Consider the following 18,326-nt stretch of genomic DNA (forward strand, 5'->3'; position numbering starts at 1 on the left):
CTACTCGCCCACCTTGATCGTGTCCCAGTAGTACATGCCCCACGGCGCCGAGGCGAAGCCCGAGACCCGCTTGCTCACCCCGTGCAGCACCTGGAACTCGGACAGGCTGATCGCCTGTGCGCTCTCGAGGGCCTCGTTCTGCACGGTCTCGACGATCTGCTGCTTCTCGTCGGCCGATTCGGTCGCGGTGTACGCGAAGAACTCATCGGTGATCGTGTCGGTCTCGTACCCGGTGAACAGCCATGAGGTGCCCTGGATCCACCCCAGCGGATCGACGACATCGGGCGAGACGGCACCGTACGACCAGAGCACCATGTCGGCGTCCACACCGTAGGCCCGGCTCAGGAAGGCCCCGGTCTCCAGCGCCGTGAGCTCGACCTCGATGTCGAGCTCCGCCAGGTTCTCCTTGATGACCTGGCCGATGAGGTGGTCGGTCGCGTTGGCGGCGTCGTAGATCAGTTCGAGGCTGCTCACGTTCGGCTCGGCCGATTCGGCGAGCAGGTCCTTCGCCCGCTCCAGGTCCAAGGTGAACGGGGCCTCGCTCGGCGGAGCCCAGTTCGCGAGGTTCGGCGGGATGATGCCACGGGGCGCGGAACCGTAGCCCTTGAAGGCGCCCTCGGTGATGGAGTCGTAGTCGATCGCGGAGGCGATGGCCTTGCGCAGCCGGGGGTCGTCGAGGGGCGCCCGCGTCGTGTTGAAGCTCAGGTGCTCGACCTGGCTGACGGGGAGCGCGACGAGTTCGTCGCCGTACTGCTTCGCGTCGATGGACCCGACGTACTCGGAGATGTCGATCTGGCCGGCTTCGAACTGCGCCCCGCGCTCGGTGGCGTCGGGGAGGACGTCGATGACGACCGCGTCGAGGTACGGCCGGCCCTCGGCGTAGTAGTTCGGGTTCTTCTCGAGCGTGATCTGACCGCCGGGCGACCAGTCGGCGACAGTGAACGCGCCGGCCGCGACCGGCTTCGCGAAGTACTCCTTCTTCGTCTTCCCGCCGAAGTCCGTCGGGAAGATGGCCGACGACGACCAGGTCATCAGCACGGGCAGCGTCGTATCGGGGGAAGCGAGTGCGAACACCGCCGTGCGATCATCGGGCGTGGTGACCCCGGTGATGTTCGCGTAGAGCCCGCCGTAGTTCGAGCCCTCCGCCCAGACCCCGGCCGAGAACACGACGTCGGCCGAGGTGAGCGGTGTGCCGTCGCTGAACTGCGTGTCGTCCTGCAGCACGAAGGTCCACGTCATCGCGGCGGGGTCGTAGGTCCACGACTTCGCGAGCCCCGCCTCGACCTCGGTGCCGTCGGCGTTGTAACGGAGCAGCGGCTCGAGCACGCCCTGCAGGGTCTGGTACGTGGAGTAGGCCGCCGCCGTGTCGGGATCCCAGCCGTCGAACGACTCGGAACGGGCGACGTGCAGGGTGTTGTCGCCACTCGCCGGGTCGGGGGATCCGTTTCCCGGACTGCACGCGGCCAATGCGGCGACCACGAGCGCGGCCGTCAGGGCCGACAGCGCCTTCGTCATGGAGGGGGCCATGATGACTCCTGTCTCCGATGACGGCATCGTCACCGGACAAATTTGGATGATATCCAAACATCATGAACACGATGCGTCCGGTTGTCAACACGGCGGCCCGAAGACCCGGGGTCAGCCGTCCTCCGGATCCCCCGGAAGGTCGTGGGTCGCGCAGTGGATTCCGCCGCCGCCGGACGCGATGGTGTCGATCCGCACCGGCACGACCTCCCGGTCGGGGAACTGGTCCTGCAGGATGTCCTGGGCGCGACGGTCGGCCTTCCGATCGCCGAACTCGGGCACGAACACGGCTCCGTTGGCGATGTAGAAGTTGACGTAGGACGCGAGGAAGTCGTCGCCGCTCCCCCTGATCTTCGAGAAGTCGGGTTGCGGGAGTTCGACGACCTCGATCGGTCGGCCCGTGGCATCCGTCGCCTGACCGAGCACCGAGCGCGCCTGGTCGCTCGAACGCGACCACACGTCGTCGGGCGCCCCCGGCCCGGGAACGTCGAGCAGCACGACGCCCGGCGCGACGAAGCGCACGAGGGAGTCGATGTGGGCGTCGGTGATGTCCTCGTCGTAGACGCCGTCGAACCAGATCACCTTCTTCATGCCGAGCAGCTGCATGAAGCGCTGTTCGATCTCGTCGCGCGAGAGCCCCGGATTGCGGTTGTCGTTGACGATCGAGCTCTCGGTGACGAGCAGGGTCCCGAGCCCGTCGGTCTCGAGCGATCCGCCCTCGGCGACGAGATTCGCCTGCACCCTTTGGATCTCGAACTCGCGGAGCACCGCCGCGGCGACGCCGGCGTCGTTCGGATGCTCCTGCTTGCCGCCCCAGCCGTTGAAGTTGAAGTCGATCCCCTCGAGGCCGCCTGCGACTTCGACGAAGACCGGCACCGTGTCGCGGGCCCAGAGGTCGTCGACGGGCACGGTCATCACCTCGACACCCGACCCGCTCTCGTACGCCGCATCCTCCTCGTCACCGGGCGACGCGAGCAGCACGACCGGCTCGAACTCGGCGATCGTGCGGGCGAGCTTCGCGATGTCGTCGCGCACGTACTGCAGGTCCTCACCCCAGATGAGCGCCGTCGGCCACGACATCACCGTCAGCTCGTGACTCTCCCACTCCGCTCCGAGCCGTCGCATCATGTTCGTCTCCCCCTCGTCATCGAACCCGTTCGAGCGATCAGCGCCGGGCGCGCTGCCGGGCGCACCGCCGGGAGCGCATCCCGCGGCACCGAGCCCGACCAGGCCGAATCCGGCAGCTGCGAGCATGTTTCTGCGCGTGAACAGGAATTCGGTCACCCTGCACCTCCGATTATCTTGGATTCGATCCAATATAAGCGACGAGGCTGAGCGTTCGATCAGCCCGTGACGGTGGCGCGCTCGAGGTACGTCGTGATGGCGTCACGGTTCCTCGCGAGACATCCGATGCGCTGGTCGAGTTGGGCGCGGCGCTCGGCGAGCGTCTCGGCGAGCTCGCGCTGGATGATCGGCGCCTCGACGAACGAGGTGCTCGCGAGGCACGGCAGCATGTCGCGGATCACCGCGGTCGGGATGCCGGCTTCGATGAGGCCGCGCACCTGGTTCACCCGCTCGACCGCCGCTTCGGCGTAGTCGCGGTAGCCGTTGTGCTCGCGCGTCGAGCTCACGAGCCCCTGTTCCTCGTAGTACCGGAGCAGCCGCGTTGGCACGCCCGTTCGGGCGGAGAGTTCACCGATGCGCATACGAGCTCCTGACCGATCACGAGAGGGCGACTTGACCTTCACACTAGTGTCAAGGTTCGAGACTGTCGACATGGCTTCACCGATCACCGACTCCCTCACCCTGCCGAGACGCGCGACGACGGCTCGCCGAGGCCGTAGCCGCCTTCCGCTGAACGGCCTGCTCGCCCTCGCCGCCGTCGTCTTCACGGGCGTCGTCACCGAGATCCTCCCGGCCGGCCTGCTCCCGCAGATGAGCGCCGACCTCGGGGCATCCGAATCGCAGATCGGTCAACTCGTCGCGATCTACGCCGTCACGACCGCGATCACCGCGATCCCGCTCACCGCCGTCACCCGCAGCCTGCCTCGGAAGCCCCTCCTCGTCGCGCTCGTCATCGGCTTCGCGCTCGTCAACGGAGTCACGGCGATCGCCGATTCGTACACGGTGATCCTCATCGCACGCATGGCGGGCGGCATGCTCGCCGGCCTGCTCTGGGCGATGGCCGCCGGCTACGCCATGCGCACCGTGGAGCCGGAGCACTCGGGTCGCGCCCTGTCGATCGCCATGGTCGGCACGCCGCTCGCCTTCGCCTTCGGACTGCCGATCGCGACGACGCTCGGCGCGGCGATCGGCTGGCGCGCCGCGTTCGGCGTCATCGCCGTCGTCGGGGTCGGGCTCGCCATCTGGGCCGCCGCAGCGCTCCCCTCCTTCCCGGGCGAGCGCGCGGGGCAGCGGCCCGGCCTCTCGTCGGTGCTGCGGATGCCGGGACTCATCGCCGTGCTCGCCACCACCGCGCTGTTCGTGCTCGCCCACAACATCGCGTACACCTACATCGCTCCGATCACGGTCGCCTCGGGCATCGACCGCCACCTCGACCTGGCACTGCTCGTCTTCGGCGTACCGGCCGTCATCGGGGTGATCGGCGCCGGCGCCCTCGTCGATCGCCGCATGCGCTCGATGGTGCTCGTCGCGACGGCGCTGCTCGGACTCGCGATGATCGCCATCGGCGTCTTCGCCGCGCAGCCGGTCGTCGTCTACGCCGCCCTCGCCGTCTGGGGCATCGCCTACGGCAGCGCCCCGACCCTGCTGCAGGCCGCCCCGGCCCGCATCGCGGGCGACGCAGCGGATGTCGCGCAGTCGATGGTCGTCGCGACGTGGAACGGATCGATCGCGGCGGGCGCGTTCTTCGGCGGGATCGCACTCGACACGATGGGCGTCGAGGTGCTGCCGTGGCTCGCGCTCGGCCTGCTCGCGGTCGCAGCGCTGATCGCCGCGACGGTGCGAACGGCCTTCGCCCCCGCAGCTTCCCCCGCCGGGGAACGCACGCGGGCATCGGCCCGCTGACTCAGCCCCGTGCGCGCCGGGCTTCGGGATGCCAGCTGAAGAACAGCGCGGCAGCCAGCAGGCACGTGATCAGCAACTGCGCCACGGCGACCGGTACGGATGCCTCGGGGAAGAAGCTGCCGACGGCGTTGCCCGAGAAGTGGATCAGGATCGCGGCCCACACCCCGCCGCCGAGGCGCTCGCTGACGAACAGGTAGACCAACGAGAGCGGGATGAGCGAGAGGCAGAACAGCAGGCCGTCGACCGTGAAGAGGCCCATCGCCGCCTGCCCCGTGCCCGGCAGGAAGAACAGCGGGAGGTGCCAGATCGCCCACGCGATCCCCAGCACGACGGAGGTGGCGATGATGCCGAGCGAGCGACGGAGTCGCGGCTGGGCGAAGCCGCGCCACCCGAACTCCTCCGCGATCGGTCCCGCGATCATGAACAGCACGACGAAGAGCAGCGGGCCGCCGAATCCGGCGACGACCGCCGGCGCCTCCGCGAGGCGAGCACCGAACTCCTGCGGCACGAGCACCAGGTTCGCGATCACGACCGGAGCGGCGCCGAGCACCAGGGCGGCCGGCGCCCAGAGCCACGGCGATCCGAGTCGCGGGCGTGCGGCCCGCTCCGGCGAGCCGCGCGTGCGGGACAGGAAGAGGATCAGTGCGGCGAGCGACGGTCCCGACGTCGCGATGCCGAAGATCCAGAGCGCAGCGCCCTCGCGCACGTTGCCGTCCTGCCAGGCGAGCAGGAGCCACAGCGACCCGCTGATGAGCGCCGTGAGGAGCGCGAACAGCAGCAGATCGGTGCGAACGCGGGTGAGCTTCGGTGTCGTGGTGGTCACGCGCTCACCCTGCCGACCGCTTCCGGTGGCCGCTATCGGGCTAACCCCCGGATCGCCGAGAACCACGTCCTCCGAGCGCCACGTCCTCCGGGCGCCACATCGCAGCCGAGCGACCGGTGAACGCGAAGGCGTATCGAGGCTCCCTACCCGCCTCGATACGCCTCCACGACCCTTCCGGTCAGCCGATCATCGACTCACCAGAGGATCAGCGGCACCGTGAACGACTGCGAGTCGGCGTAGCCCTCGCCGCCGTCGAACACGGCGCGCACGAGGTGCAACCCGCGCGGCAGCTTCGGCAGCTTCACGTCGATGCGCCCCTTGTCGCGGGCCTCGAGCTCGGCCTCGGCGATGAGGGTGCCGCCGTCGTACACGCGCACGTCGCCGACCGGTGCACCGCCGTCGAGTGCGAACACCTTGCCCACGAGCTTCACCGCGGAGCCGGCCTTCGCGAGGAGCTTGTTCGGCGCGGCGACCGTGAACGTCGTGACGGCCGGTGGCGCCTGCTCGTCGACGAGCACGGCGACGCTGCGCGCCGGCACGGTGACCGAACCGGTCGCGGCGTCCCACGTGGTCGTCTTCACGACGGCGTCGGAACCGTTCGCCTGCGCCTCGGCGAGCGCGAAGTCCCGCCCGGCGAGGCCGGCGACCGTCTCGGTCACCGGCTCCGGCGAGGCGTTGAAGACGACGAGCGCACCGTCGAGCTCGGGGTCGACGTCATCGCCCACGAGATCGTCGATCTGCATCGCGATCACGCCCGGCGTCGCCTCGGCGCCGCTGTTCGGGAACGACACCTTCTCGTCGATGAGCGCGGCGGAGCCGAGCTGCAGCAGGTCGACCGTCGAACGCACTCGCAGCAGGTCGAGCGCGGATGCCTCGGCCGCGGCGATGTCGGCAGCGGCAGGCTTCAGCGCGGGGTCCGCGAGGAGCGGCGCCATGGCCGCCCACTTGCCGCCGTTGTCGGCCTCGCCCGGCAGGCCCGACCCGAAGGTCGACTCCTGGCCGGTCCAGTCGATGCGGTTGAACCAGTCGCCCGAGTTGTAGCTGTTGCGATCGAGCGACTTCGAGCGCAGCAGCTCGGTGCCGGCGTGCCAGAACGAGGGCGACTGCGACAGCGTCACGGTCGCGAGCTCGAGGGTGTTCATGCGCACCCGGTCGGCCATCGACGTGTCGGTCGGGAGCTTGAACACCGAGAGGTCGTAGAGCGTCTCGTTGTCGTGGGCGTCGACGTAGTTGATCACCTCGTCGGGCTGGTCCGCGTAGCCGGCCGGCGAACCCCGGTAGTCGAGCGCGTCGCCGCGCACGATCTGCCCCGAGGCATCCGTCAGCTCGTAGCCGCGGAGGTTGCCCGCGAGGCCGAGCTTCACCAGGTCGGTCTGGTGGCCGAGGTCGGCGAGCTGGTCGGCCTGCGACGGCGTGCCCGGCTGACCGTTGGGGTCGGTGCCGAGCCCCGTGCCGAAGCCCTGCTGGAACGTCGAGGCGCTGTCGACCGGGCTGCCGCCGTGCACGGCGTCGCGCAGCCGGTCGTTGAACGTCCCGATGCCGGTGCCGCCGAGCTGGCCCTGCGTCGCCTGCTCGAAGAGGGCGTTGTTCGCGACCTCGCCGAAGTTCCAGCCCTCGCCGTAGAGGTAGACGGATGAGCCGTCGACGCCGTCCTCCTCGATGGTGAGCTCGTCGAGCGCTGCGCGCACCGCGAGCAGGTTCGCCTTCGAGTGGTGTCCCATGAGGTCGAAGCGGAAGCCGTCGACCTTGTACTCCCTCGCCCACAGCACGACGGAGTCGACCATGAGCTTCTGCGCCACGTCGTGCTCGGTCGCCACGTTCTGGCAGCACGTCGAGGTCTCGACGTTTCCGGCGGCGTTCAGTCGCTGGTAGTAGCCGGGCACGATCCGGTCGAGCACCGACTTGCCGCCTTGGCCCGCCTCCGCCGTGTGGTTGTAGACCTCGTCGAGCACGACCTGCAGGCCCGTGGCGTGCAGCGCTCCGACCATCTCGCGGAACTCGGAGACGCGTGCCCCGCCGTCGGGGTCGACGGCGTACGAGCCTTCCGGCGCCTGGAAGTGGAACGGGTCGTAACCCCAGTTGAAGCCGTCGAGGTCACGAATCGCATCGATGCACGCCTGCTGCTCGGGCGAAGCCGGACCGAACGACGCGAGGTCGCACGAGGGCACGGCCTGGAGGTCCCGCCGCTCCTCGATCGTGGCGATGTCGAAGGTGGGCAGCAGGTGCACGGTGTTGATGCCGGCGTCGGCGAGTTGCGCCAGCTGCTGCGTGCCCGCCGAGTCCCGAGTGAAGGCGCGGTAGGTGCCGCGCTCCTCCGCGGGCACCGTCTCGTCGCCGATCGAGAAATCGCGCACGTGCAGTTCGTAGATCGCACGGTCGACCGCGCGGTCGACGATGGGTGCCGGCGTTTCCTCCCACTGCTCGGGGCGGAGGCTCTCGTCGTCGAGGTCGACGACGACCGAGCGCACCGAGTTCGCCGTGAGGGCCACGGAGTAGGGGTCGGTCACCGAGTTCGTCTCGATCGCGCCCGTGGTGGGCGCATAGACCTCGACCGACCAGCGGTACTCGGCCCCGACCGCGAGCGGTTCGCCGTCGGCGCCGTCGGCACCCGCGACCGTCCATGCGCCGGTCGCGTCGTCGAAGACGGCCGGAGTCGTGACGGGCTCGCCGCTCTCACCGGTCGGGAACACCTCGAGCGCGACCGACTGCGCGGTCGGCGCCCACAGCGCCAGCGTCGGCTCGTCACCCTGCCAGTCGACGCCGAGCGAGACGGATGCCACGGCGTCGCCGTAGAGCTCGTCGAGCACGCCGGGCAGCTGCACGCCGGTGAAGGCCGACAGCTCGCCATCGGTCGACTGCGCGACCGCGAGCTGCTCGGTGAGGAGCCGCTGCACCTCGCCGCGGTCGAGTCCGACCGGACGCAGCGCGAGGAAGCCCTCGAGCGCCGGGAAGGCGGCGAGCTGGTCGTCGTCGAGCCCGTTCGGGTCGAGCTCGAGCACGACCGGGTCGCCGCCGCCCGTGACGGCGCCGTCGGTCACCGCGAGCGCGGCGCCGGCCGAGTGCTCGAGGGTCCACGAGGCATCCGTCGCCTCGGTGCCGCCGAGCAGTGCCGCCGGCCAGGCGAGCATGTCCTCGCCCACCCAGTGCGCGCGCGCCTCACCGGTGCCCGCGAGCGGCGGGTCGGTGACGACGATCTCGAGCACGTGCGTGGCGAGCGTGTAGCGGAACTCGACGAGCTTGCCCGCGGTCGCGGTCAACGCGTAGTTCGCCCCGCCCGGTGCACCGCCGACGCCGTAGTTCTCGTCCCAGCCCTGGCCGTGCGCGACCTTCGTCTCGTAGGCGCCGTCGGGGATCGACGAGGTCGACCAGGTGTAGACGCCGTCCTTGTCGCCGTCCTGCATGAGGGTCGCGAGGCACTCGGGCTGCCAGTCGCCGGGGCATCCGACCTTCGACTGGAAGCTGCCGGGCAGCGTCACGACGGGGCCCTCGGCGGTCGACGAGAACACGTGGGTGTTCGGGTTCCAGAAGAAGGTGATCGGCCCGCCCGGGTGCGAGTAGGTGACATTGCCGCCGTTCAGCTCGCCGTTCGCACCGTAGTTGACGTCCCAGCTGCCGTTGATCGCGACCTTGTACTCGTAGTCGCCGGCGGCCACGTCGAAGGTTCCCGAGTAGATGCCGTCGGCGCGCTTCGTGAGCTTCGCAACCTCGCAACCGGGCGCCCAGTCGCCCGCGCAGCCCATCTCGGAGTTGTGGGAGCCGGGCACCGTCACGAGGTCGATCGGCTGCTCGGGCTCCTCCTCCTCGACGAGGTTGACGGCGTTGCCGACGCTCGCGTACGTGCTCGCGGCGGCACGGTTGCCGGCGGCATCCGTCGAGATCGCGCGGTATTCGAGGAGCGTGCCCTTCGCGAGGCCCGCCGTGTCGTGGAAGACCCTCGGGCTCGTGTCCTCGGCGGTGCCGAGCGCGTGCCAGGCGTCGTCGCCCGTGGCACCGGCGACCCGCCACGCGAAGCTCGTCTCCTGCCAGGTGGCGTCGTCGATGTCGGCGACGACCGGGGTGATGCCCGTCACGCCGGCGCCGGCGACCGGCGTCGCGACGGTGATGGCGGATGCCGCGTCGGGCGCGCTCACCGCACGGTCGGCCTTCCAGACGACCGCACCGAGCGGCGGCACGGTGATCGAGGCGACGCCGTCGGCGTTCGCGGTGACGGGCGAGCCGTCGCCCGAGAGCACCGTGAACACGCCGTCCTTCGTGAGCGTCGGCACCTCGACGGTGCGCGCCTCGTTCGCGTTGTTCGCGGCGACGAGGTACTCGACCTGCTCGGCGCGGTCGACGCGGCTGAAGGCGTAGACGCCTGCTCCGTTGTCGACGTAGCGCTCGATCTGCGCGCCCGTCGCGAGCGCGGGGTGGGCGGAGCGGAGCGCGGCGAGCTCGGAGATGTGCGCGTAGAGCGGGGCATCCGTGCCGAAGCGGTCGACGCTGCCAGCGGTCTCCCCCGTCACGAGCGGCTGGTTCTGGTACTCCGCGACCTGGCTCGCGAAGAGTGTCTGCCGGGCGTCCTTGTCGCCGCCCGTGCCCGCGAAGCCCTGCTCGTCGCCGTAGTAGACGACGGGCTGGCCGCGGGTGAGGAAGAGCAGCTCGTGGGCGAGCTCGTCACGTGCGAGCGGGGCATCCGTCGACTGCAGGAAGTAGCCGATGCGGCCCATGTCGTGGTTGCCGAGGAAGGTCGGCAGCGCCGTCGCCGACGAGTCGGGCGTCGTGTAGTAGTCGTCGCCGGCGAAGAGCGACTGCAGGTTCTTCGCCGAGTTGCCCGCAGCGAAGCTCGTCGCCTGCGACTGGAACGTGAAGTCGAGCACCGAGTTCATGTCGGTCTTGCGCACGTACGGGCTGAGCTTCACCGGGTCGGCGTCGTAGACCTCGCCGAACATGAAGAAGTCGGGCTTGCCCGCGGCGTGGGCGTAGTCGAGCACCTCGGTCGACCACTGCTCCCAGAACTCGAAGTTGACGTGCTTCGCGGTGTCGATGCGGAAGCCGTCGATGCCGAGGTCGACCCACTGCTCGTAGACGTCGACGAAGCCGTTCACGACGGTCGGGTGCTCGGTCATGAGGTCGTCGAGGCCCGAGAAGTCGCCGTAGGTGACCGACTCCCCCTCCCACGTCGAGTCGCCGCGGTTGTGGTACAGCGTCGGATCGTTGAGCCACGCCGGCACCTTGACGGTCGCGTCGTCGCCGGTCAGCTTCGGCGTGTACGGGAAGCTCGTCGCGGCGTCGAGGGCCGGGAAGTCGGCGCCGGTGTCGGCGTCGGCGAAGTCGGCCGGGTCGAAGGCGGCGCCGTCGGCGGCCCGGTACGGGCTCGTCGCCTGGTCGACGTACGAGTACTGCTGCTGCTCGTTGTCGATGACATCGGCCGTGTGGTTCGTGATGATGTCGAAGTAGACCTTGATGCCCTTGTCGTGGGCTTCGGCGATGAGCGCCTCGAGCTCGGCGTTCGTGCCGAGGTGCGGGTCGATCTGGGTGAAGTCGGTGATCCAGTAGCCGTGGTAGCCGGCGCTCGCGTTCGCGCCCTCGCCCTGCACCGGGCGGTTCTTGAAGCTCGGGGTCAGCCAGATCGCGGTCGTGCCGAGCCCGTCGATGTAGTCGAGCTGCTGGCGGAGGCCCGCGAGGTCGCCGCCGTTGTAGAAGCCCTTGTCGGTCGGGTCGTACCCCGTCGTGAGGCGGTCGCCGTCGAGGCCGCCCGCATCGTTCGACGGATCGCCGTTGGCGAAGCGGTCGGTCATGACGAAGTAGAACACCTCGTCGCTGCCGGGCTGCCGCACGGGCGCGGCGACGAGGGCGGCATCGGATGCCTCGTCGTACGCGCCGCGCAGCGTCGCGTCGGTCGCCTCGAGCCCGACCTTCTTGAGGGTGTCGTCGAAGACGACGCGCACCGCGGTGTCGCCGGCGACGGTCAGCGGGATGTTGTCGCCGCCGCCGTTCAACCCGTAGGCCTCGTCCCAGCCGTCGTTCACCGCGACCTTGTACTCCCACGTGCCCGCGGGGATCGTGAAGTCGGCCGCGAAGACGCCGGGGGTGTCGGTCGCGATCAACTCGGTCTCGGCGCACTCGGGCGCCCAGTCGGCCGCGCACCCGAGTTCGCTCTGCAGCGAGCCGACGAGGGCGAAGGTGCGCGGCTCCTCGGCCGCGGCGGCGAGACCGGGGGCCACGACGAGCGCGGATGCCGCGAGCCCTCCTGCGACCACGAGGGCGAACCAGCTGCGAGCACGTGCGCGTTGCGTCATCCTTGACTCCCGAACTCCCGGCACGACGACGTGCCTCCGACCACTGGCGGCGACGCTAGCAGTGCAGGGCGTCGGAATGCAAGCGTTTACATTCCCGCGGACGTGGAATTGGCGGGAGACGGGTCACGGATGCTCCGCGTCGGATGCAAACGCTGTCACATCAGCCGGGAGAAGGTCACCTCTCGGAAGCGGTCGTTGCGGAGTCGCTCCGCCTCCATCCGCAGTTCGTGGAGTTCGGCGATGCTCTCGGGGCTGCGGCGCCGGTCGGACTCGCTGCTCCATGCGACGAGGGCGAGCCCGACGCGGCGCGAGAGCCGGCCGAAGAGGCTCGTACGCCCGGCCGGGCGGACGAGCGGGGAAACCGGGGTGAAGGCCGCGCTGTTCATGATGACTCCTGAGTGGTGTTTCACAGGCCCTGTTCGGGGCCTGCTTCCGTTCTACGGCGAAGCGCGACCGCGCTCATCGGCGACGACTACCGAGATCGCCGCGCGGCACTACCGAGATCGGTCGCGACGACTACCGACGACCGGGTCCCGGCGGCCTCACGCGAGGCGGTCGAGCACCTCGGGCGCGAGCCGCGCCGCATCCTGCCGAGTCGGCACTCCGAGCTTGGCGAGCACCGCCGCGACGTGCGTGTCGACCGTGCGCACCGACAGCACCAGACGGTCGGCGATCTGCGCGTTCGTGAGCCCGTCGGCCACGAGCCGCAGCACGTCGACCTGCCGCTCGGTGAGGCCCTCCGGGTTGTTCCGCGTCGGCTGCCGCGGGCCGCGCGGGATCGAGCGCGCACCCCGGTCGCGCAGCGCCGCGCGCACCCGTCGGGCGAGCGGATCGGCGCCGAGGCCGTCGAGGATCACGAGCGCCGCGAGCAGGTCGTCGATGTCGGGGCTCTCCGCCAGCGCGGACGCCTCGTGGTACGGGCACCCGCGCTCCCGCCAGAGGTCGGCGGCGCGGCGCCAGTCGCCCCGTGCCTGCACCGCGAACGGGTGCTCGGAGTCCGGCACGTCGACCCCCTCGCCGGCACGCCGGAGGAGCCACGCGAGTTCGGCCTGCAGGTTCCGGTCCGCCCAGCGCACGGCCTCGTCGAAGGCCGGGCGCGCGATCGCCCGCACCTCGTCGAGATCGCCGCGGAGCAGCGCCGCCTCGGCCCGTGCCGCCGCCGCCGGCCCGGTGCGCTGCAGCTCGCCGAGCCGTTCGGCGATGGCCTTCGCCTCCGCGAGCACGGCTGCGCCCGAGTCGCCATCGCCACGCCGCGACTGCACCGTGCCGATCACGAGGAGGGCGACGCACTGCGCCTGCGGCAGCACCTCCGAGACTCCCGCGACCGCGGAGAGCGCCTCGTCCCAGCGCGCTCGCGCGAGGTGCAGCCGGCCGCGTTCGACCTGCTGGTACGTCCAGAGCCCGAGCACCTCGGTGCGTTCGGAGAACGCCATCGCCGGTTCGAGGTGACGCTCGGCGAGGTCGAGGCGGTACTGGTCGAGCAGGCTCCAGACCAGATTCACGTGCGCCCGGGCCGCGTCGTCCATGAAGCCCGCGGCTGCGGCGATGTCGGCCGCCTCGAGCAGCTCCCGCATGCCCTCGTCGTCGTCCTCGAACAGGTGGGCGGTCCCAAGGTTGTTGAGCGCGTGCGAGAGCGCCCGCTGCTCCCCCGACTCCCGCGCCAGCGCCACCGCACGCGTCGCCAGCTCGATCGTGCGGGGCAGGTCGTGGGCGAGCATGGCGAGCTGGGCCTCGTTGCTGAGGGCGAGCGCGAGCAGACCGCGGTCGCGCGAGTCGGCGAGCACGGCGGATGCCTCGGCCGCAGCCCGCTCGGCGCCCGGCCGGTTGCCCGCGATCCACTCGAACCTCGACAACCAGCGCAGGCTCGCCCCCAGGGCGTCGACGACGCCGAGCTCCCGACGGAGCGCGACGACCTCGAGTTGCGCGGCGACCGCCTGCGGCTCGTCGCCGAGCAGGTACGCCTCGATCGCGTACTCCTCGACCAGATCGGCACGCGTGGCGGTGTCGTAGCGCTCGCCGTGCGCGAGGGCCGCACGGAAGTGAGCGGCCGCCTGCCGGTGCGCGCTGCTCACCGCGGCATCACGGGCCGCCGTCGGCGCCCACTCCACGACCGCGTCCACGTCGCCGGCCTCGATCGCATGCGAGACGATGCGACCCGGGTCGGCGCCGACCTCGAGGAGCATCTCGAGCACGCGCGCGTTCAACTCGATGCGGCGGGAGGCCGGCAGGGCGTCGACGATCGCACGCCGTGTGAGCTCGTGCCGGAACTGCACGCCCTCGGGCCGCACGGTGAGGAGTCCGCCCTCCTCGGCGACGGCGAGCGCACTCGACCCCTCGGGCACGAGCCGGGCGAGTTCGTCGGCGCCGACGACCGACGGCACGACCGCGATCTGCTCGACCCGTCCCTGCGTGCGGGCGTCGAGGCGGTGAAGGCGTGCGGTGACGGCGTCGACGACGGTGCGCGGCACCTGCGCGGCATCCGCCGAGGTCACGAGCTCGCTCACGAAGTACGGGTTCCCGCGGCTCAGCGCGTACACCCGAACCGGATCGGCACCGCGTTCGCCCGCGAGCGTCCCCACCGCGGCCGACGACAGCGGCTGGAGCGCGAGGTGCCGCACACCGCTCGGGAGCTCGCCGAGCAGCCTGCCGAGCGGGTGCTCCCGGTCGAGCTCGTCGTCGCGATAGGTGAGCACGAGCACGGCGGGCAGCGGCTCGATGCGGCGCGCGATGAAGCGCAGCGCGTCGAGCGTGGCCTCGTCCGACCAGTGGGCGTCCTCCACGATGAGCACCGTGGCGGGGGCGGACGACAGCTCCTCGTGCAGCGCCGCGAACACCTCCTCCCGCTCGCCCGCGCGAAGGGCGCCGCCGAGGCGCGGCCCGACGTGCGGGATCAGGTCGCGCAGCGGCCCGAGGGTGCGCGGTGTGGAGAGCGCGTCGCACGCGCCGACGAGCACCCGGCTGCCGCCCGGCGGCTGCTCGCGCAGCGCGGTCACGAGGCTCGACTTGCCGATGCCCGCCTCGCCGTGCACGAGGACCACCCCGCCACGGCCTTCGGCGGCCGCGCGCACGGCGTCGCCGAGCTCGGCGAGCTCACCCTCGCGTTCGAGCAGCCTCATACTGCGATGGTGCTCGCTCGGATCGGCGAGCGCAATGCACGCGTGGCGTTCTCAGCCTCCGACGGGGATCAGAGTCCGGAGTAGGCGTGCAGGCCCTTGAAGAAGAGGTTCACGACGGTGAAGTTGAACAGCACGGTAGAGAAGCCGATGATGGCGAGCCATGCCGAGCGCGAGCCACGCCAGCCGCGCGTCGCACGAGCGTGGATGTAACCGGCGTAGACCACCCAGATGATGAAGGTCCACACCTCCTTGGTGTCCCAGCCCCAGTAGCGGCCCCAGGCCTTCTCGGCCCAGACGGAGCCCGCCATGAGGGTGAAGGTCCACATGATGAAGCCGATGATGTTGATGCGGTATGCGAGGTTCTCGAGCGTGACCGAATCGGGCAGCGTCGCGAGGAAGGTGAGCTTCGCCGCCTTCGCCGTCGCCGCGATCGATTCGCGGCGCGCCTGCATGAGCTGCACGACCGAGAGCGCGAAGCCGAGGGCGAAGAGGCCGACCGACGCGCTCGCCACGAACACGTGGATCACGAGCCACACCGACTGCAGGGCCGGCGGCAGCGGGATCGGGCTGACGTAGAAGTTCAGGGCGGCGACGCCGAGCAGCACGAGCACGAGGCCCGTGATGAAGGTGCCGAGGAATCGCAGGTCCTGTTTCACGACCACGATCACGACGAGGAAGACCGTGGTGATGATGAGCGTGCCCGTGAGCGCGAACTCGTACATGTTCGCCCACGGCACCCGGCCGGCGGCGAGACCGCGCAGCACCGTGGCCGAGAGGTGCAGGATCCACGCGAGCACCGTCATCGCGACGCCGACGCGCAGTGCGGGCGAACGGCCGTAGGCGACGGATGCCGCCGGCTTCGCCGGTGCCGCCGAGCGCGAACCGGCCCCCGCACCGACCGCGACGGTCTCCTTCGCCTCGACGTCGGCCTTGGCATCCGCTGCCGCCGTGGCCGCCGCCGAGCGCTTCGCGAGGTCGATCGAGAACGCGATGAAGGCGATCGCGTACACGACCATGGCCGAGTACACGCAGAGGATGGAGATCTCGTCGAGCGTCAACTGCACTGTTCTACCTTACGTCGAAGATTTCTCGGGGGCATCGGCGGTCTCCGCGGATGCTGCGGGGCCGGCGTGCTTGTCGGCGAACCCGGTCACGGCGTCTTCGAGACCCGGGTCCTCGCCTCGGGCGAGTGCCGCGTACTCGAGCACGACGCGGCCGTCGGGCTTCGTGACGGCCTTGACCCACATGCGACGGCGCGGCACGAAGAGCGAGACGAGGAGCCCGCCGAGGATGAGCGCCGCGAAGGCGAGCACCCACATCTGCGTCGGGTCGTGGTGGATGTCGAAGCTCGCGAAGCGCGACACGCTCTGCGCGTAGTTGCGGCCCTCGGCGGCGGCGGCATCCGTGTCGGCGTCGACGTCGACCGCTGGGGCGGCGCCGGGCGTGACGTCCTCGAATGTCACGGTGCCGAGGCCGTTCGGCAGGTCGGCGGTCTCGCCGGGCTTCAGCTCGATCGAGTCGACCCCCGTCTTGCCGCCGCTCAGCTGGGTGAGCGTCGACGTGTCGAGCGTGTACACCGAGGTGGGCGTGCCGTCGTTGATGCCGAGGTCGCCCTCGTACACGTTGAGCGTCAGCACCGGCAGGATCAGGTCGGGGTAGCTCGAGGTGTAGGCCCCCGAGGTGAGCTCGGTCTGCGTCGGGTAGAAGAAGCCGACCATGCCGAGTTGCTCGGGCATTCCGTCGGGCACCTTCACGACGCCGATCGAGGTGAGGTTCGCGTCCTGCGGCAGGAACGGCACGGCGTCGGTGAAGACGACCTCGCCGTCGGCGTTCTTCACGGTGATGGTCGGCGCGTACCCGTTGCCGAGCAGGTATACGTCGGTGCCGTGCGTGTAGAGCGGCTCGTTGACCTTCACCGTGCGGTCCTCGGGCTCGCCGTCCTGGTCTTGCACGGTCACGTGCGCCGTGAAGTCGATGGGCTGGCCGATCGCGTCCTGGTTGCGCGTCTCGTACACCGCGTCGAGGTTCTCGAGCGAGAGCCGGTAGGGCGTGAGCCGGGTGTCGGTGAAGAAGCGCCCGGGATTGAAGGAGTCGTAGGCGGCGAGCGTGTTGACGAAGGTCTGCCCCTCGACGATGACGCGCTGACCCGAGAATCCGAAGCCGCCGCCGAAGCCGACCGCCACGAGCACGCCGACGAGCGCGGTGTGGAAGACGAGGTTGCCGGTCTCGCGGAGGTAGCCGCGCTCAGCCGAGACGGATGGCTCGCCGCGCAGTTCGTACTGCTCGACGCGGTAGCCCGCCTGGCGCAGCTGCTTGGCAGCCGAGTCGATCGCGGCGGCAGCGGTCTCCCCGTCGGGCAGGTCGCGCTCGGTGTAGCCCGCGAGGCGCGACAGGCGCACGGGCGTTCGCGGCGGCCGGGCGCGCAGCGCCTCGAAGTGGTGCTTCGTGCGCGGGATGATGCAGCCGATGAGCGAGACGAAGAGCAGCAGGTAGATCGCCGAGAACCACGCCGACGTGTACACGTCGAACATCTGGAAGCCGTCGAGGATCGGCGCGAGCTTCGGGTTGTCGTCGAAGTACTGCGTGACGCCGTTGGGGTCGCTCGAGCGCTGCGGCACGAGGGAGCCGGGCACCGCGGCGATCGCGAGGAGGAGGAGCAGGAGCAGCGCCGTGCGCATGCTCGTGAGCTGCCGCCAGGCGAAGCGCAGCCAACCGACGAAGCCGAGCTTCGGCTGGTTGATGGGCGTCTCGCCGGGGTCGGCCTCGATCGAGTCGATGTGGTCGGCGGGCCGCGACGGCGCGCCGGGATCAGATTGCGGGGACAAAACCCGTGATCACCGCCTGCAGTTCGTACATCCAGATGGACCAGATGCCCGTCACCATGAGCACGCCGATCACGATGAGCAGCGCACCTCCCGCGATGTTGATCGCGCGGATGTGACGACGGAGGAAGGCGAGTGAGCCCGTGACCCAGCTGAAACCGGCGGCCACGAGCAGGAACGGGATGCCGAGGCCCACGCAGTACGCGAGGCCGAGCAGCACGCCGCGGCCGGCCGAGGCGGAGTCGGCGCTGAGCGCGAGCACGACGGCGAGGGTCGGGCCGATGCACGGCGTCCAGCCGAGGCCGAACACGATGCCGAGGAGCGGTGCGCCGGCGAGGCCGGTCGCCGGTCGCCACGAGGGCTTGATCGTGCGCTGCATGAACGTGAACTGGCCGATGAAGACGAGCCCCATGAGGATGAGCAGCACGCCGGCGATGCGCACGATCATGTCGGCGTAGCGCACGAGCCACGACCCCGCGAAGCCCGCGATGAGGTTGAAGCTCACGAAGACGACCGTGAACCCGATGACGAACAGCAGCACACCGAGCAGCAGCCGCCGGCGATTCTTCCGCTCCGTCGCGGCGTCGGCCGAGGCATCCGTGAAGCCGCCCAGGTAGCCGAGGTAACCGGGAACGAGCGGCAGCACGCACGGTGAAAGGAACGAGACGAGCCCAGCGGCGATCGCGATCGGCATCGCCGCGAGCAGCTGCCCGTTCAGCACGATCTCGCCCATGCG

The 18,326-nt window shown here is 70.4% G+C and carries 11 protein-coding genes; 1 reads left to right on the top strand and 10 read right to left on the bottom strand.

Features of this window, described 5'->3' with window-relative positions:
- The 3 genes from ACFTQE_RS08445 to ACFTQE_RS08455 form a co-directional block, all read right to left on the bottom strand.
- On the bottom strand, positions 1-1,527 hold the full coding sequence (locus ACFTQE_RS08445) for an ABC transporter substrate-binding protein (RefSeq protein ID WP_376924633.1): 1,527 nt from the start codon (positions 1,525-1,527) through the stop codon (positions 1-3).
- Positions 1,528-1,638: 111 nt separating this feature from the next.
- The gene (locus tag ACFTQE_RS08450; RefSeq protein ID WP_376924634.1) at positions 1,639-2,808 is read right to left on the bottom strand and encodes an agmatine deiminase family protein; all 1,170 of its coding nucleotides are present in this window, start codon (positions 2,806-2,808) and stop codon (positions 1,639-1,641) included.
- 59 nt (positions 2,809-2,867) lie between these two features.
- On the bottom strand, positions 2,868-3,230 hold the full coding sequence (locus ACFTQE_RS08455) for a MerR family transcriptional regulator (RefSeq protein ID WP_376924635.1): 363 nt from the start codon (positions 3,228-3,230) through the stop codon (positions 2,868-2,870).
- 70 nt (positions 3,231-3,300) lie between these two features.
- Between ACFTQE_RS08455 and ACFTQE_RS08460 the strand changes: the two genes are divergently transcribed.
- A complete protein-coding gene (locus ACFTQE_RS08460) occupies positions 3,301-4,551 on the top strand; it encodes an MFS transporter (RefSeq protein WP_376924636.1) in 1,251 nt (416 codons plus the stop codon).
- A gap of 1 nt (position 4,552) precedes the next feature.
- Here ACFTQE_RS08460 and ACFTQE_RS08465 read toward each other — a convergent pair whose 3' ends face one another.
- The 7 genes from ACFTQE_RS08465 to ACFTQE_RS08495 all read right to left on the bottom strand — a co-directional run bounded on the left by ACFTQE_RS08465 (position 4,553) and on the right by ACFTQE_RS08495 (position 18,323).
- Positions 4,553-5,374, bottom strand: a complete 822-nt coding sequence (locus ACFTQE_RS08465) for a CPBP family intramembrane glutamic endopeptidase (protein WP_376924637.1) — start codon at positions 5,372-5,374, stop codon at positions 4,553-4,555.
- Between the two features lie 194 nt (positions 5,375-5,568).
- On the bottom strand, positions 5,569-11,652 hold the full coding sequence (gene pulA, locus ACFTQE_RS08470) for a pullulanase-type alpha-1,6-glucosidase (protein ID WP_376924638.1): 6,084 nt from the start codon (positions 11,650-11,652) through the stop codon (positions 5,569-5,571).
- 155 nt (positions 11,653-11,807) lie between these two features.
- Positions 11,808-12,038, bottom strand: coding sequence for a hypothetical protein (locus tag ACFTQE_RS08475; RefSeq protein WP_376924639.1), 231 nt, complete (start codon positions 12,036-12,038; stop codon positions 11,808-11,810).
- 156 nt (positions 12,039-12,194) lie between these two features.
- Entirely contained in the window at positions 12,195-14,768 is a 2,574-nt protein-coding gene (locus ACFTQE_RS08480; RefSeq protein WP_376924640.1) for an ATP-binding protein, read from the bottom strand.
- Between the two features lie 68 nt (positions 14,769-14,836).
- Positions 14,837-15,784 carry a c-type cytochrome biogenesis protein CcsB gene (gene ccsB, locus ACFTQE_RS08485; RefSeq protein WP_376924658.1) on the bottom strand — a complete coding sequence of 316 codons (948 nt, stop codon included), beginning with the start codon at positions 15,782-15,784 and terminating at the stop codon, positions 14,837-14,839.
- Between the two features lie 57 nt (positions 15,785-15,841).
- Positions 15,842-17,593, bottom strand: a complete 1,752-nt coding sequence (locus tag ACFTQE_RS08490; protein ID WP_376924641.1) for a cytochrome c biogenesis protein ResB — start codon at positions 17,591-17,593, stop codon at positions 15,842-15,844.
- Positions 17,577-18,323 carry a cytochrome c biogenesis CcdA family protein gene (locus ACFTQE_RS08495; RefSeq protein WP_376924642.1) on the bottom strand — a complete coding sequence of 249 codons (747 nt, stop codon included), beginning with the start codon at positions 18,321-18,323 and terminating at the stop codon, positions 17,577-17,579. The genes ACFTQE_RS08490 and ACFTQE_RS08495 overlap by 17 nt, the downstream gene beginning before the upstream one ends.
- Between the last annotated feature and the right edge of the window lie 3 nt (positions 18,324-18,326).

The sequence above is a fragment of the Agromyces sp. NPDC056965 genome (assembly GCF_042673425.1).
In the GTDB taxonomy this organism is placed as follows: Bacteria; Actinomycetota; Actinomycetes; order Actinomycetales; family Microbacteriaceae; genus Agromyces.

What these genes read in the sequence shown, in the direction of transcription:
- ACFTQE_RS08445 (WP_376924633.1), bottom strand. Translation starts at nt 1,527, where the DNA reads ATGGCCCCCTCCATGACGAAGGCGCTGTCGGCCCTGACGGCCGCGCTC.
- ACFTQE_RS08455 (WP_376924635.1), bottom strand. Translation starts at nt 3,230, where the DNA reads ATGCGCATCGGTGAACTCTCCGCCCGAACGGGCGTGCCAACGCGGCTG.
- ACFTQE_RS08460 (WP_376924636.1), top strand. Translation starts at nt 3,301, where the DNA reads ATGGCTTCACCGATCACCGACTCCCTCACCCTGCCGAGACGCGCGACG.
- pulA (WP_376924638.1), bottom strand. Translation starts at nt 11,652, where the DNA reads ATGACGCAACGCGCACGTGCTCGCAGCTGGTTCGCCCTCGTGGTCGCA.
- ACFTQE_RS08475 (WP_376924639.1), bottom strand. Translation starts at nt 12,038, where the DNA reads ATGAACAGCGCGGCCTTCACCCCGGTTTCCCCGCTCGTCCGCCCGGCC.
- ACFTQE_RS08480 (WP_376924640.1), bottom strand. Translation starts at nt 14,768, where the DNA reads ATGAGGCTGCTCGAACGCGAGGGTGAGCTCGCCGAGCTCGGCGACGCC.
- ccsB (WP_376924658.1), bottom strand. Translation starts at nt 15,784, where the DNA reads ATGGTCGTGTACGCGATCGCCTTCATCGCGTTCTCGATCGACCTCGCG.
- ACFTQE_RS08495 (WP_376924642.1), bottom strand. Translation starts at nt 18,323, where the DNA reads ATGGGCGAGATCGTGCTGAACGGGCAGCTGCTCGCGGCGATGCCGATC.